The organism is Paenibacillus sp. FSL H7-0690, assembly GCF_037980415.1.
In the GTDB taxonomy this organism is placed as follows: Bacteria; Bacillota; Bacilli; order Paenibacillales; family Paenibacillaceae; genus Paenibacillus_AQ; species Paenibacillus_AQ odorifer.
The window spans coordinates 1,343,275-1,358,286 of sequence record NZ_CP150281.1 but is presented as its reverse complement, the minus strand read 5'-3'; the positions used below and the strand labels follow the sequence as shown (position 1 = coordinate 1,358,286).

Annotated in this window: 18 protein-coding genes and 3 tRNA genes; 3 read left to right on the top strand and 18 right to left on the bottom strand. The window is 43.2% G+C overall.

The window, feature by feature from the left end:
- Position 1: 1 nt before the first annotated feature.
- From MHI32_RS06025 to MHI32_RS05990, 8 genes are all read right to left on the bottom strand, one after another.
- Positions 2 to 805 carry a type II secretion system F family protein gene (locus MHI32_RS06025; RefSeq protein ID WP_076280062.1) on the bottom strand — a complete coding sequence of 268 codons (804 nt, stop codon included), beginning with the start codon at positions 803 to 805 and terminating at the stop codon, positions 2 to 4.
- A gap of 30 nt (positions 806 to 835) precedes the next feature.
- Positions 836 to 2,068 carry a CpaF family protein gene (locus MHI32_RS06020; protein ID WP_076099051.1) on the bottom strand — a complete coding sequence of 411 codons (1,233 nt, stop codon included), beginning with the start codon at positions 2,066 to 2,068 and terminating at the stop codon, positions 836 to 838.
- Positions 2,061 to 3,224, bottom strand: a complete 1,164-nt coding sequence (locus MHI32_RS06015; RefSeq protein ID WP_340012021.1) for a hypothetical protein — start codon at positions 3,222 to 3,224, stop codon at positions 2,061 to 2,063. The genes MHI32_RS06020 and MHI32_RS06015 overlap by 8 nt, the downstream gene beginning before the upstream one ends.
- A 185-nt stretch (positions 3,225 to 3,409) precedes the next feature.
- Positions 3,410 to 3,844, bottom strand: coding sequence for a DUF6526 family protein (locus MHI32_RS06010; protein ID WP_076185827.1), 435 nt, complete (start codon positions 3,842 to 3,844; stop codon positions 3,410 to 3,412).
- A 35-nt stretch (positions 3,845 to 3,879) separates the two neighbouring features.
- Positions 3,880 to 4,785 carry a copper amine oxidase N-terminal domain-containing protein gene (locus MHI32_RS06005; RefSeq protein ID WP_076307111.1) on the bottom strand — a complete coding sequence of 302 codons (906 nt, stop codon included), beginning with the start codon at positions 4,783 to 4,785 and terminating at the stop codon, positions 3,880 to 3,882.
- Between the two features lie 79 nt (positions 4,786 to 4,864).
- Positions 4,865 to 5,284 carry a thiol-disulfide oxidoreductase DCC family protein gene (locus MHI32_RS06000; RefSeq protein ID WP_340012020.1) on the bottom strand — a complete coding sequence of 140 codons (420 nt, stop codon included), beginning with the start codon at positions 5,282 to 5,284 and terminating at the stop codon, positions 4,865 to 4,867.
- A gap of 94 nt (positions 5,285 to 5,378) precedes the next feature.
- Complete coding sequence (locus tag MHI32_RS05995; RefSeq protein WP_036681678.1) at positions 5,379 to 5,657, bottom strand: hypothetical protein; 279 nt, start codon at positions 5,655 to 5,657, stop codon at positions 5,379 to 5,381.
- Between the two features lie 190 nt (positions 5,658 to 5,847).
- A complete protein-coding gene (locus MHI32_RS05990; protein ID WP_036681676.1) occupies positions 5,848 to 6,270 on the bottom strand; it encodes an organic hydroperoxide resistance protein in 423 nt (140 codons plus the stop codon).
- Positions 6,271 to 6,450: 180 nt separating this feature from the next.
- Here MHI32_RS05990 and MHI32_RS05985 point away from each other — a divergent pair, with 180 nt between their 5' ends.
- A complete protein-coding gene (locus MHI32_RS05985; protein ID WP_038569095.1) occupies positions 6,451 to 6,930 on the top strand; it encodes a glutathione peroxidase in 480 nt (159 codons plus the stop codon).
- Between the two features lie 169 nt (positions 6,931 to 7,099).
- Complete coding sequence (locus tag MHI32_RS05980; RefSeq protein WP_076280058.1) at positions 7,100 to 7,609, top strand: GyrI-like domain-containing protein; 510 nt, start codon at positions 7,100 to 7,102, stop codon at positions 7,607 to 7,609.
- A gap of 67 nt (positions 7,610 to 7,676) precedes the next feature.
- On the opposite strand, the gene MHI32_RS05975 is transcribed toward MHI32_RS05980, so the two are convergent.
- Both MHI32_RS05975 and MHI32_RS05970 read right to left on the bottom strand, forming a co-directional pair.
- Positions 7,677 to 7,759: transfer RNA gene (locus MHI32_RS05975), tRNA-Leu, on the bottom strand.
- Positions 7,760 to 7,847: 88 nt separating this feature from the next.
- Positions 7,848 to 8,213 (bottom strand): helix-turn-helix domain-containing protein, encoded by a 366-nt coding sequence (locus tag MHI32_RS05970; RefSeq protein WP_036681672.1) that lies wholly within the window; start codon positions 8,211 to 8,213, stop codon positions 7,848 to 7,850.
- A 226-nt stretch (positions 8,214 to 8,439) separates the two neighbouring features.
- Here MHI32_RS05970 and MHI32_RS05965 point away from each other — a divergent pair, with 226 nt between their 5' ends.
- Entirely contained in the window at positions 8,440 to 9,063 is a 624-nt protein-coding gene (locus MHI32_RS05965) for a hypothetical protein (protein WP_076128220.1), read from the top strand.
- A gap of 87 nt (positions 9,064 to 9,150) precedes the next feature.
- On the opposite strand, the gene MHI32_RS05960 is transcribed toward MHI32_RS05965, so the two are convergent.
- From MHI32_RS05960 to MHI32_RS05925, 8 genes are all read right to left on the bottom strand, one after another.
- Positions 9,151 to 9,233 (bottom strand) — tRNA-Leu (locus MHI32_RS05960).
- A gap of 6 nt (positions 9,234 to 9,239) precedes the next feature.
- Positions 9,240 to 9,311 (bottom strand) — tRNA-Glu (locus MHI32_RS05955).
- Between the two features lie 138 nt (positions 9,312 to 9,449).
- On the bottom strand, positions 9,450 to 10,640 hold the full coding sequence (locus tag MHI32_RS05950; RefSeq protein WP_076099058.1) for an ABC transporter substrate-binding protein: 1,191 nt from the start codon (positions 10,638 to 10,640) through the stop codon (positions 9,450 to 9,452).
- A gap of 71 nt (positions 10,641 to 10,711) precedes the next feature.
- Positions 10,712 to 11,413: an ABC transporter ATP-binding protein gene (locus MHI32_RS05945; RefSeq protein WP_076106949.1), complete on the bottom strand. Its 702-nt coding sequence runs from the start codon at positions 11,411 to 11,413 to the stop codon at positions 10,712 to 10,714.
- Positions 11,414 to 11,419: 6 nt separating this feature from the next.
- Positions 11,420 to 12,202 (bottom strand): ABC transporter ATP-binding protein, encoded by a 783-nt coding sequence (locus MHI32_RS05940; RefSeq protein WP_076309316.1) that lies wholly within the window; start codon positions 12,200 to 12,202, stop codon positions 11,420 to 11,422.
- Positions 12,171 to 13,139: a branched-chain amino acid ABC transporter permease gene (locus MHI32_RS05935; RefSeq protein WP_076128228.1), complete on the bottom strand. Its 969-nt coding sequence runs from the start codon at positions 13,137 to 13,139 to the stop codon at positions 12,171 to 12,173. The genes MHI32_RS05940 and MHI32_RS05935 overlap by 32 nt, the downstream gene beginning before the upstream one ends.
- A gap of 10 nt (positions 13,140 to 13,149) precedes the next feature.
- Positions 13,150 to 14,055 (bottom strand): branched-chain amino acid ABC transporter permease, encoded by a 906-nt coding sequence (locus tag MHI32_RS05930; protein WP_038569087.1) that lies wholly within the window; start codon positions 14,053 to 14,055, stop codon positions 13,150 to 13,152.
- Positions 14,056 to 14,527: 472 nt separating this feature from the next.
- The gene (locus MHI32_RS05925; protein ID WP_076280575.1) at positions 14,528 to 14,989 is read right to left on the bottom strand and encodes a DinB family protein; all 462 of its coding nucleotides are present in this window, start codon (positions 14,987 to 14,989) and stop codon (positions 14,528 to 14,530) included.
- Between the last annotated feature and the right edge of the window lie 23 nt (positions 14,990 to 15,012).

Sequence of the window (15,012 nt, the reverse complement as noted above, 5' to 3'; positions counted from 1 at the left end):
TTCACAGTGGAATGTCCATTATTTTAGTAGTCCAGAGATAACATAGGAATAAAGCAATAAGCGCTAATGTCGATATGGCTATACCCGCTCCTGTATACATTGGCTCCATATATTCTCCAGCCGTCAAACTCATAAACATCACCATGATCAGCGGAGCTATAAGCAGTGCCTTAGCCTCAAATTTCTTCTGAGCAATACTTACAGCAATATCCTGCTGAATATCCAGCTTCTCACCGATAATCGTTGATGTACGGCGCACCACTTCTACAAGATCACCACCAGTACGTTTACAGACCGAGAACACATCCGCGAATCGCTCGATGTCCTCCATTCCCGCTCTTTCACTAAAGTTCCGCAGCGCTTCTTCCACAGGCTGTCCATATTCCATGCGTGCACAGATAATGTTTAACTCGGAGATCATATCACTGCTTCCCTCCGGGTCGAGCATACGTAAATCCTGAACCGCCTCTCGGAATGCATTCTCCACCGAACGCCCAGCTGAAAGGGAGGAAGACAGCGAAAATAACGTCTGCTTAAATTGTAAATTCAGTGCATTTCGACGTCTTTTCAGTAGATAGTTACGCAGCATATGCGGGGCATAAGCTCCGCCAGGCATAAGCAGCAACGACAGCAGCCAATGATGATAAAAAAGATATCCAATTCCATACATCAGCAGTCCACCTGCAGTAAGGGTCAGAATCCTCTGCAGCAAGGTCAATTCGTATACCTTATAATCTGGTAATAACGAAGGACCGTCAGGATCCGCTTCTACAGGCTTTGCAGCAACAAATTTAAACTTAAGCATGTCCTCCCCCCCTTCTGGAATTTTGAATCTCTATTGAGCCAATGGATAGGAGTTTACACCAGCCATCCTAAGTTTCGTTGTATGCAACAATGGGTTACCACAGGGAAGCAGCCCCCCTTGCACCCTTCCCTCTCGTTCACCAGCTTCTTGAAATTCATATAAGGGATTCAAGATCACTTCCCCGTCTTTCAACCCCGCAACCTCACTGATCTCCATCACCCGCCTGGAACGATCACGGAGACGTGATAAGTGTACGAAGATATCAATTGCCGATGAAATTTGCTGGCGAACAACAGCTACCGGAAGCTCCGCAGCACTTAGCACCATCGTCTCCAGTCGACTGACCATATCGTGTGCGCTGTTACTATGGCCGGAAGACAAGCTTCCATCGTGCCCGGTGTTCATAGCCTGCAGCATATCGAGACATTCCGCTCCCCGTACCTCCCCCACAACAATCCGGTTAGGGCGCATTCGCAGAGAAGAACGAATCAAATCTCGGATGGAAATCTCCCCTCTACCTTCCGTGTTAGCATTCCTGGTCTCCAGTGAAACAAGGTTCGGCACGGTTACAATCTGCAGTTCAGCGGAATCCTCTATCGTAATGACCCTCTCCTGTGGGGGGATATACTGAGATAATGCATTAAGAAAAGTAGTCTTTCCAGAGCCTGTCCCGCCACTAATAAAAATATTGTATTTAGCAGCCACTAAAATTTGCAGCAGCTCTGCAGCTTCCAAGCTTAAGGCTTCACGACGGACTAAATCCTGCATCGTCATCGGTGTTTCAGGAAATTTCCGAATGGTCATCGCCGGGCCTTTCAGAGCTACCGGCGGAAGCACGATATTTACACGCGATCCGTCTTTTAGCCGAGCATCAACGATAGGAGAAGAATCATTTACAACCCGGTTCACACCGGATACAACCGTTTGGATAATATCCTCCAACCTGCTGCTGGACTCAAATTCCAAATGGAGACGACGAATCTGCCCCTCCTCTTCTACAAAAATCTCAGTATGGCTGTTAATCATAATCTCAGTGATCGCCGGATTATCCACTAAGGGCTGGAGTACATCCAATCCTCGAAAAGAATCGAACAATCTCTTCACGAGCTCATGTTTCTCCTGTGCTGTTAAATAACGCAGATTTTCGCTGTCCAAAATTGTCCTTTCAATATATTGGGTGAGTTCACGATTTCCAACTGCAGAAGTAACATCTAATCCTGCCCGGATGTCACTGCGAAGTGCCTTAAACATTTCCTCATTCATGTAAACCCTTACCAGTGAATACTTGCGGAAGCGACGGTTCTATAATCTGCTTGCACAGCTGTAAGATCTCCTTTTGGAATTGTGGTGAGTTCAGAAAAAGCTCCTCACGGTGCTGCAGCGTCCAAGATGGGATATACGGAAGTACACCTTCAACGGTAATTCCTTCCGGAGGTGCCCACACCTCTAAACCCTCTGCGGCAAAATTCACGGCAAATCTACTTTTGTCCATCACTTGGCTGGGCATACCAGAATTAGGAGCATTGCAATGGGATAGCCATCTCATGGTCTTATGAATGCTTACCTCGTCATTTCTAACTACCCACAATAGAATTCCGCATTTATGTAACACAGCTTTGGCACGTTCTTCTTCAATACTGCCGGTATCTATTATAACTACGTCAAAATTTCTTTCCGCAACCAACAGCGCCAACAAATCTAGCGTATCCTGCGTAGTCATCTGCAGCATTTCTTTTACATTAATAATTGGCCTAAAAGCAGCACTTCGAAGGTGATCATACCTAATCACGTATTGCCCCAAATCAATCGTATCGGCTCCACCCTTATCCCGGCTGGCTTTGATTTCATAAAGGAGCCGCTCTAGTCCAGGCGTATTTCCTGCAGGGGGCCGTAAAAATAATCCACTGCTGTCCACACTTTCAAGATTCAAATAAAAGACCGAAAGCCCCAATTCACCTAGCTGCTTAGCCATATTCATAGCTACTGTGGTTTTGCCCGTGTTCCCGCTTGAGGAGACGATACCGAGCAGCAGCGGTTCATCTAATACAGAGGAACCTCTAGCTCGTTTCACTTCACATAGTTGAATAAATGCTCCCAGCAGAGAAGGCAGTGCCTGATATTTCGCAATCATGATGCCTCCAGCCAGGCTTTTAGAACCCCTGCTAAGATAAGCTCCCTCCTCACTCAAAACTGCCCAAGGCACCTTAGTTCTTCCCTCCACAAGCCAAGCCTCGATAAAAGTAACGTCACCTACAACAGCATCCGGCATATCCTCTCCCCTCATAAAATCGATAAAAGCATCCAGCCGACTAAAAGCCGTGATTCGCAGCATTTCTCCATACTCACTATGATGAAGATAGTGTAGCAATGGTTCGATATATTGGCTTTCACGCACTGCGAGTACAATCCTTGCCGCCATAAAACCTCTCTCCTTTCGCAAGAAATTCATAAATATTGTCAAAAAAAAGACAGCAAAAAAGCACCGACAATAACCGTGGATACGGTACATTGAACGGTGCTTCCGTTACTATCCCTTTAATTTACAGCTATAGTAGCATATATATAAGAAGGCAGCAATAAGTTTTTTCGCACATCAAGTGGTTTTTAGACTCTCATCGTATCTTCACGCCAATTCTTGATGGCAGACCGGATATCGGCAGGACTAAGCTTTTCCTTCACCGCCCGCTGACATAGTGCCGGAAACTCTTCATCTCCTGCATACCGAAGCGCAATAATCTGAGCTAATTCAAGCTCTGGATTTAATACTTCACCTGTCAATCGGAAATACCGGAACTGCTCCTCTACCCTCACTACTCGATCCTGATTTTTTGTGGCATAAATTCGAATTCGAGTAATCGCAAATAATAAGCATAGAGATAAACCAAATAATAGCAAGGGCACTGTTAGAGCACCATCATCACGTAACACCTGAACGACATAAATTCCCGACCATACAAATATAATCAGCGCTAGCGGCATAGTTACAAAATGATAAGGCCAATCAAAACGCATAAAACCTTTAGGCTTCCCCTTGTTCATCATTCATCTCCATATTTATATGACTTATATATTGCTTAAAGCTTAGTCTCTCCGGGAATAGCTACGACAAAAGGTTCATTATTCCCCCAGTACAGAGACTGTCCTGAAACTTTAGTAGTTCCATCCGCATTAACCATTCCATAAATAATCTGACTTCCCCAAACACTCGTATAAAAAGAGGCATAGGATGGAGCTAGAACAGGTGCTTTACCATATTCCTTCGCAACTGGGTAACCGAATATCGCGGTAAAATCTTTATTTGTAGCCTCTTTGGACATATCCAGATCAGCTTCCCAAACTACCTTTACAATATTATCCTTGATCTCATAATACTTTACGAAATGTCCATACAATATAAAATAACCATCAGATCTGCCTTCAGGAAAATAATACGTCATAGACAATACTTCATTATCACCCGTCAATTTGGAGGGTTCTCTTTCTTCAACCGGGAATTGCAGAGCAGCTATGCGGGAAACAACTAAGTCATTACTATTATAATTCTGCACAAGTTTAGCATTGGCCCGTTCCTGAACCCAGACTGTATTCGAAGCAGCATCTACTGTTACTCTCGCTCCAAGAGCCTCCGCAATAAACCGCAGGGGTACCGCTACTCTTCCATCCACTATTTTGGCCGATACATCCAGTTGTACAGCCTCCGAGTTCTTCCAAGCCGTCCGTGAGCCAACCGTAAGCTTAATCTTCATAGAATCTCTAGCAATCGTAGCTTGCTTGGTATTGGCATCCCATTGAATAGAAGTATTCTTGAATCTTTCAAAAGCCTTCAGCGGAACCAGCGTCTTCCCCGACACGATTTGCACACCAACATCCACACTTGAATTGTTCACCATAATGCGAAGCTTGGGGGCAGCTGAGGCCGTACCGATCATACTTAAAGATAACAACATGACTATACAAAGCAGAAGCCCTTTCCGTTTCACTATTCGTTCACCCCTAGTGATAATATGAAAAAACTGTACCCATTTATAGTTTCATTATAACATTCTCCCAGATTATGGTTTACAAAAATCTCCGTTTGATCTCTGGGGTAGGGAGCATACACTGCTCATCACGTCCGAACCAACGATAGCGGTTCTTAGCTACATACCGATAAAGGGCATTGCGCAATGGGCGTGGTACTAAGATGAACACGTATGTGACAGGCCAAGGAAATCTCAATTTACGGGCAATTCTTAGCACAGCGGCCGACTCTGTATAATACACTCCGTTCTCTAGTAAAATCACCGTGTTTAATTGTCCAGGCTGAAGTCCGGACTCTTTCATTAGCTTTGCCGCAATCTCATTCTGTAAAGGTGCGAATAGAAATTTAGCGTCGGGGTCACGTGGGATAATGAAACGAACTACCCCCTGGCAAAGATGACACACTCCGTCTATCAACACGATAGACTTATCTTTCGTAAGGTTCAGTTCCTCGTTCATGGCTCCCCCTCTGTCTTAAAGGCGTAAATTTCTGCTTTTTTGGGTAAACAAAAACGCGGGATAACCTCCCGCGCCATCAAGTGCCGTTCTTTAATTATTCTGCGATTGCTTTCTCAATCCATTGATCCCCGATCATTTGCCCTTCGAAATCAGCAGTGAATGCCTCCATGCATTTGCAGATGAAATCTTTGCGGCAAATTGGACATGGAGTTTTAAGCAGGCGGCTGATGTTCGTCATTTTCCATTCCGGAAACCGATGATAAAACGCGCGGCACTCCGTTCCATCAGCAAGCTTGATAATGAACTCGTACAATCCTTCCTTATCGTTGCTGCTGGCTTTGGTCACATTCGTAATATTCGGTCTGTAAGACATCTTCATCACCCATTATTTAAATTTTTGGTTGTAAATTGCACACGCAGGCACATTCTCAGATACTTAGACATATTAAAGAATTTTAAGGGTGATGTCAACCAAAGACGCCTAACACGGCAGCTATTTATTACTCTTTTATGATTTACGTCTCTATTTAGCCATTATTTCCATAAAATATATACAGATACATTTAATCGACAATCTTTAATTCAACCTCTATATTACCTCTGGTTGCTTTGGAGTAAGGACAGAATTCGTGAGCCTTCTTCGCCAGTTCCTCTGCTTTGTCGTGTTCAATCCCTGGCAGCTTCACATCCATTCTCACAGCAAGTCTAAAGCCTCCATCGCTGTCATCCTTCCCAATGGACACATTACAAGTGACCTCCACGTCATGGAGTTTCACGCCCTCTTTACGGGCGATATTCGCTAGTGCACTCTCGTAACACGCTCCATAACCAGCCGAGAATAGTTGCTCTGGATTGGTACCGGAACCTCCCGGCCCTCCAAGCTCTTTAGGCATGCTTAGATTATGCTTTAACACGCCATCCGAGGATTCAATGGAGCCTTCACGACCGCCATGGACTGTTGTAGTTGCTGTGTATAATGCTTTCATGAGTCATCTTCTCCTTCATCAAGCTGTATTGGTCATGCTCATACTTTATACTTTAAACAACAGGTATGATTTGAAACGATGATGAGGAATGATTCATAATACTTTCTTATTTGGCTCCAGACCATAAATAGTGTACAATTAAATTGTTAAAAACTTAAATTAGCTATGGAGGTGTCATCCATGAGTATTTATGATTTTGAGGTCAACACTCTTAAGGGTGAAGAGGAATCATTGTCAAAGTACAAGGGTAAAGTACTCCTGGTTGTGAATACTGCCAGCAAATGTGGATTTACTCCCCAGTATAAAGGTCTTCAGGAAGTGTACGAGAAATTCAAGGACCGCGGGTTCGAAGTTTTAGGATTTCCAAGCAATCAATTTGCTGGACAAGAGCCTGGCGAAAGTGATGAAATTGCGGAATACTGCGAGATTAATTATGGGGTAACCTTCCCTATGTTCGAGAAGATTGACGTAAAAGGCGATGAAGCACATCCATTATTCAAATACTTATCCAAAGAAGCCCCTGGTGTCTTAGGCTCAAAAAGCGTGAAATGGAACTTTACGAAGTTTCTGGTTGACCAAGATGGCCGTGTTCTAAAACGGTTTGCTCCTAAAACCACTCCACAGCAGATCGAATCCGATATCTCCAAGCTTTTAAAATAATTCATTAGAAAAAGGATACTCACCACATCACACAGCCCCCTGTTGTTATGCGGTAAAGTATCCTTTTTAACTAGAAAGAACGTCATAATATCGCTATATATCAGCACCCTTTAATCTCTTGGAATATTTTATAATATTGTTGAAATATTTTTGCTGGGAGGGACAATCGGTGACTGTTCAACTGCTTGATATACCCGAACTAAATGTTATTGGCTGGACAAATGTAAACTCATCCGGGGAGCCATATGCGAATCTTTGGGAATATGTTTTTGGCGAGCTGGATATTGATGCAAAATTTGATGCTATACCCACAAAAGTTCAAAGCAGCGGTTGTTATCTCGGTCTATTTCAGAACCGTACATCCGTGCCTAAACTGTGGGAGCATACCGCATGGGATATTGATTTTTTCCTTTGTGTTGAAGTCGAGCAGTTAGATTGTATCCCTGAAGGCCTTGTTCATAAGAAACTTCCTGCGTCTACCTATGCTATATTTACTGCAAAAGGATTCCCTCAGTTGGCTTTTCAACATACCTGGAATTATATACATAATGAATGGCTGCCGGATTCCGGTTATAAGTTCAACCCTGATGGAGTCTTTTACATCCAATACACGGAAAAGTCCGGTCCGGATGATGAAGGATTCGAAGCCAATCTATGCGTGCCGCTTGTAAAGAAGTAGGTTGTGTGATTGAGGATTGAACAAAAAAAGAAGCCTTGCATCGCAAGGCCTCTTTCTTCATTCTGTATGCGGTAGAGAGGACTCGAACCTCCACGGGTATACACCCACTACCCCCTCAAGATAGCGTGTCTGCCATTCCACCACTACCGCGCGGTGTGTAAAACATAGAACATAAATTTGTTTGAGGTCAACATTCATTATTATAAATGTACTTTTCTCAAAAGTAAAGATGCAGATTTTAAGATTCTTCGTCGACCATTTTCTGTTTACGATATTCAGCAAAAGCTATATATTCCTTGATAAAATTCTTTTCTGCTGGAAGTAATTCATCTACTCGGCTTTCCGATAGCTGAACATCACTCAAATCATAGTCTACGCCGCTCTCTCGTACAGTATCCGGTGTATCTTTGCCGAGAATGAGCCAGTCCAGACTAACATGAAAAAAATCACCGATCTCAATCAGCTTATGTGTTCCTGGAGTAGTCTTCCCCCGCTTCCAATCTCCCATATTACCTGTGCTGATATTTAACTGCTCACAGAATGATTTTTTGGTCAAACCTTTCTGCTTAATCAGGTATTCTATACGTTCGTATATGGTCTGCATCGGTGAATCGCCCTCCATCTAAAAATAAATTACTTATTTACGTAATTGCCTATTGCAAAATAACGTAAAAAAGTATATAATTAGTATTGTTATGTATTATCCGATTATATCATATGGCTGGAGTGACGATAAGAGGCGACTCAGGTGACAAGTATCTGTAGAATACCGTCTGGCCCCCTTTGTTAACTTATCATCCTGAATGATCTCTAGGAGGGAGCGGTGACTTTTGTCAAAATGCTTATCATCTTCCATTATCCATTCACTTGAAGCTTTACCGCACAATGCGGTGGTAATCAACAGTCATGGGATTATCCAGTTCACCAACAGCAGGTGGAAGGCCTTTAGTCATGAATATGGTCTTTCTACTAATAAGAAATGGATTGGCGCGTATTACTCAGAGCTCATGCAAGATGTGATTGTCGATCCCGATCAATGGGCCAAGCTTTATGAATCAGTGAAATATATACTCCGCAGAGAGCATCAGGTTTATACTTCCGAATTCTCCATACAAACCGCTAATAAAGGGAAACGAATCTTCCGTTTGGAGATCTACCCATTTCTCTCAGATCCGCACCCAGAAGCCACTTTTATAATTTCACTATATGATGTGGGCCCCTATAAAGAAGAACCTCTTCATCCGGAGATCATAAACCTCCGTTCAACCTTACCATCATCTTTTGAGCTAATCCCAATCTGTGCTTCCTGTAAATGTATTCGTAATCCCAAGGATGAATGGATCACCATTGAACATTTCTTAAAGCATCAGCTTTCTTTGCAATTCACTCATGATATCTGCCCAGACTGCATAAGACAGCTCTATCCCCAGTATGCTGGGGCTTTTAAGAGATGACCTGACGTCACTGAATTTCACTTCTAATCTTATAAAAAAAAGTAAGAAATCCTCTGCGAACAAAGGGTTTCTTACTTTTTATTTGTATGCGGTAGAGAGGACTCGAACCTCCACGGGTATACACCCACTACCCCCTCAAGATAGCGTGTCTGCCATTCCACCACTACCGCATAATATGACCCGTATGGGATTCGAACCCATGTTACCTCCGTGAAAGGGAGGTGTCTTAACCCCTTGACCAACGGGCCATGCTTTACAAGTTATTTTCTTGTCACAACAAAAATGAGTATATCAAACCATAAGAATTTTGACAAGCCTTTTTTAAAAAAAAGTTTAAACTAAAAGAAACGCGCACCAATAAAGGTACGCGCCTCTAATCACAACGCTTATGGGTTTACTTTTGCCTCAAAGGTTTGTACCCCATCTACAAACTTTAGCACCACAGCTGCTTTTACCGGGTCATGCGTTTCATTCATTGTGATTTTACCCGTGGCCAGTTGTAAATCCTTTGTCCCCGCCAGTGCATCCTTCAGCTTCTCAGGTTCTGTGGAATCCGCACGTGTAATCGCGTCTGCCACTAGTTTCACAGCATCATATCCAAGCGCAGCCATCCCATCTGGAACAAGATCACCGTTAGCAGCCTTGAAGGCATCTACGAACGATTTTACTTCTGGCGAGCTATCTTCAGGTGAATAGTGATTGGACATAAACGTATTGTTTAGGGCATCCGCTCCGGCAATCTCAGCCAGCTGAGGTGAATCCCAGCCATCCCCGCCCATAAACGGAACGGTGATCCCCATTTCGCGAGCTTGCTTTACGATTTTGCCGACCTCCTCATAATAGCCTGGAAGATAAATAACATCGGGATTAGCTTCTTTAATACGTGTTAATACGGCTTTAAAATCAGAATCTTTTTGTTGATAGGATTCTTCGCTTAAGATTGAGCCACCGTTCTTAGTAAACGTTGCTTTAAAGAAGGTCTGCAGCCCTTTGGAATAATCGCTTGAAGCATCCGTATAAATAACAGCCGTCTTTGCTTTAAGTGTATCCTTAGCAAAGTTAGCCATTACTTCACCTTGGAAAGGATCAATAAAAGAGGCCCGGAATACCCATTCGTTCAAATCTCCAGTACGTTCATCAACTGTTACTTTGGGATTGGTGGCTGAGGAGCTAACCAGCGGGATGCCTTTTTCTTGAGCAACGGGAACAATCCCGAGTGTATTCGTAGATGTAGTTGCACCTATAATAGCTACAACTTTATTGGTAGTAATTAGCTTTTGCGCTGCGCGTGTCGCCTCTTCCGACTTGGAAGCATTATCCGCTTCAATCAGCTCAAGTTTTTTGCCGAGTATTCCACCTGCGTCATTAATTTCTTTTACCGCCAGCTTTGCCCCTTTGAGTGCAGAATCACCGAAGGAAGCCTGGCCGCCTGTAAGCTCAAGGTCTGCTCCAATCTTGATGGTCCCTCCACCAGCATTCCCACCTTCAGCAGTAGTGTTGTCTGTCTTGTTCCCACAGCCTGCCAGCAATCCACCAGCCAGTAACGCAGTCAGCAATATGGCCCCGATTTTCTTCATCCTCTTCCAGCCTCCCAAAATAAATAATTTATAGGTTCTTTCTGTGATACTGTTGTGAACTAACCGATGAATTAATGTCCCAGATAAGCCATTCTGATCTCTTCCGAATCTGCCAATTCCTTGGCATCTCCCTCAAGCACCACTCTGCCCGTCTCAAGAACGTAAGCCCGATGAGCAATTTTAAGCGCCTGATGGGCATTTTGTTCTACAAGAAGTACTGTTGTTCCAGAGGCATTTACTTCCTGGATGATCCGAAAAATATCCTGAACGAGCAATGGAGCAAGCCCCATCGAGGGTTCATCTAATAATAAAAGCTTGGGATGCCCCATCATCGCGCGCCCCATAGCAAGCATCTGCTGCTCCCCGCCGGATAATGTGCCGGCAAGCTGTTTTTTTCTTTCTAAAAGACGCGGGAAGGTGGAGTAAACCTTGGCAAAATCAGCAGCTAAGCTGCCTGAATCCTGTAAAAAAGCTCCTAGCTCCAGATTTTCTTCCACAGACATATTAGCAAATACACGCCTGCCTTCCGGACAATGAATAAGCCCCTGTTTTACAATAGACTGAACACTCTGATTCGTAATAGATTTATCCATGAAATCTATACTGCCTGTTTTGGGTTTCAGCAGTCCCGAAAGCGTCTTAAGCAACGTGGACTTGCCTGCTCCATTTGCGCCGATTAGAGTTACAATCTCGCCTTCTTTTACATTCATACTTAAATCCTTCAAGGCATGAATAGCCCCATAATATACATTGATCCCCTGTACGCTAAGCATGGTCCACTACGCCTCCTGTCCCAAATAGGCTTCTATGACTTTGGGATGATTCCGTATTTCAACGGGCGTACCTTCAGCAATCAACATTCCGCGATCCAGCACATAAATCCGGTCACACACCCCCATAACCAGGGACATATCGTGCTCGATAAGCAGGATCGTCAGCTCAAACTCTTCACGGATCCAGGCAATAAGATTCATTAGTTCCCGAGTTTCATTCGGGTTCATCCCTGCGGCTGGTTCATCCAATAGCAAAAGCTTAGGTCCTGCTGCAAGCGCGCGCGCAATTTCCAAACGCCTTTGATTTCCATAGCTAAGATTCCCGGCACATTCATCACATTGATCGGCAAGATTAAATATTTTGAGAATATCCATAGCCTTTTGCGTAATTTCGTTTTCTTCTACAAAATGCTTAGGCAGACGGAGCATGGAAGTGAACATCGAATGTCTGGCATGCTGGTGAAATGCGATCTTAACGTTATCCAGCACCGTCATAGAAGTAAATAGACGGATATTCTGAAATGTCCGCGCTGCCCCTTTTCGGTTAATCCGATAAGGCTTCATCCCGCCTACTGCCTGATGGCTGAGGATAATATCGCCACTGGAAGGCGGGTATACACCTGTCAGCAAGTTAAAAAGGGTTGTTTTTCCCGCGCCATTAGGTCCGATGAGCCCAATCAACTCGCCTTTATTAATATGGAGAGATACCTCGTTAAGCGCCTTAAGCCCGCCAAATGCACGACTTGCGTGTTGAACATCAAGAAGCACTTCCACTGTTGATGCTGTCACTTGGCTTGACCTCCTTTTTAGACCATTTCAAGAAAGAAAAACCCGTGCTGCCAAGCAGCCCTTTAGGCCGAAAAATCATCATCAGAATTAGAATCGCCGAGTAAATAATCATCCGCAGCTCCGGATATTCCTGAAGCACCGTGAAGAGCACCGTCAGTACAATCGCACCCACGATGGCCCCGCTTGTACTTCCTAGCCCACCTAACACTACCATGACTAGAATTTCGAATGATTTCAGAAAATTAAAGCTGCCAGGATTGATGACGTAGAACTTATGAGCAGAGAGACCACCAGCTATTCCCGCAAATAATGCTCCAAGGGAAAAAGCAATGACTTTGTACAAGGTTGTATTAATCCCCATCGCTTCAGCAGCAATTTCATTCTCCCGAATCGCTATACAAGCCCGGCCGTGAGTGGAACGTATAAAGTTATTGATCACAACAATCGTGACCAATGTGAACAGAAACATAATCGTCCAAGTCGTTTGATTAGGGATGCCGCTTAGGCCTGAAGCTCCGCCCACATATTCTGTATTGAGCAGGACAATCCGGATAATCTCACCAAATCCCAGCGTAGCAATCGCCAGATAGTCTCCATTCAGCCGCAAGGTCGGAATCCCGATAAGTACACCGAAAAATGCAGCAACCAGTCCAGAGATTACTAGCGCCAGCACGAATGGCATCTCAAAGTTCAAAGTTAAAATGGAAGAAACATAAGCACCAATAGACATAAATCCAGCATGCCCGATTGAGAATTGCCCCGTTATCCCATTAATCAGATTCAAAGACACCGCCAGCATGACGTTTATACAAATTAGAATTAGCGTAGACTCCATGACATCATCAAATATTCCCGTTGTTAGAAGAACTTGAATGACGATATATAGCATGACAGAAAAGACAATGCCTATCCAAAATGACTTGTTTATCTTCTTCATAGGCATCTCCCTACACTTTCTCGCGGACATTTTTACCAAATAGCCCGGATGGTTTAAAGATAAGGATTAGGATGAGTACAGCAAATGCCACACCATCACGCCATGAAGAGTATCCCAGAGAAGAAACCTCTGTCTCAACTGTGCCCAGCAGAAGTCCCCCTACCAGAGCACCAGGAATACTGCCAATGCCACCTAGAACGGCAGCCACAAAAGCTTTAAGACCCGGAAGCACCCCCATCATCGGATCCACTGAATTATAAGTCATTCCGAAAATAACGCCTGCTGCTGCCGCAAGTGCAGATCCTATAGCGAAGGTGGCTGAAATGGTCCGATCTACATTAATCCCCATCAACCGTGCTGCTTCCATATCAAAAGAAACGGCCCGCATCGCTTTACCAATCTTTGTTCGGTGCACAATATACTGAAGGATGATCATCAAAATAACCGTCGTCCCCAAGATCATGATTTGATTGGAGTCCACCTGAATCGAGGAACCAAACAAGTTGTATTGCTGCTTATTAAGAATCTCCGGAAATCCTTTAGCCTGAGGACCAAGCACAAACACACCGCTGTATTCCAGCAAAAAAGAAACGCCAATTGCAGTAATCAACACAGCGATTCGTGAAGCTTTTCGTAGAGGTTTGTATGCTAGCCGTTCGATTGACATCCCCAGCAACGCACTGATTGTCATAGAAATCACCAATGAGATAAGTAAGACCAGTATCGGAGGAAGCCCTGCTGAAGCCAAGTACCTGGCACTGAACAATCCAATAAACGACCCAACCATAAACACATCCCCATGGGCGAAATTGATCAATTTAATAATCCCGTAAACCATGGTGTACCCTAGTGCGATCAGAGCATAGATGCTCCCTACAGAAATCCCGTTAATTAACTGTTGAATGAAATACTCCATCGCCGTCCCCCAATCCCCATATTTATTTTTAAAAACACCTTTCTTTAGCTTACATTCATTTTCATTGTTTTATGTCACTTATATTAACACAGTACTATACATACGTCAGTAAAATTTGTGGTTTTTACTATAATATTCAATATTTAATGTTATATTACATAACGCATTGAGTTAATGATTTGGGATGTATAGAAATAAAAAGTGGGTAAAGAGAAGAAAACAGGAGAATTATGGAGATTTTTAAAGTTTGATTTTCAGAGGGGGAGTCTTTAATTTTACCTACAGATTGCATTTAATGATAAATAATATAACATTTGTCTCTTTGGATATGTGTTTTTCGAGTTTATTATGAGTTACTGGTCAAGTTGTTTCTCTATTTTTGCGCAAAAAAAAAGCTCTATCCCACACAATAATCGAGTGAGAGAAAGCTAATTAGGGTGGTCAGCTCCATTCTTTGCACTTCCGTCACGAGTCAATTACTCATCATTTTCTTGTTTAATTCTTTAATCTGCATCATATGATGTAGGTCATGCGATATAAAATCCTTTAAATAGGACTCAAAGGAAAACCTTCCGTCCACATATTTGCCTGAGTATTTTCCCTCCTCAAGACTACTTATACAATCTAATATTAAGTTACGATACTTCACAGTCAATTCTATTAATTCGTCTTTGGTTTTTGTTTTACCATATGTAACAGCATCATTATTGAATTGATCGAAATCAATAAGTTGAAGTGTTATCGCTTTATCGTATGCTATCGGTTCGATCGTCGATTCATAGAAGTATTTATCCCATAACAAAATATGACTAACAACATCATGAATGGTCCATTTTCCTTCAGCGATGGGTGTTTTCCAATCTAAATCAATAATTTCTAGAACAAATCCATTCCATTCCTTAAACTGATTTAGCAAATCTGATCTGTTATTCATTGGCACATCTCCTTTTCTGGTAA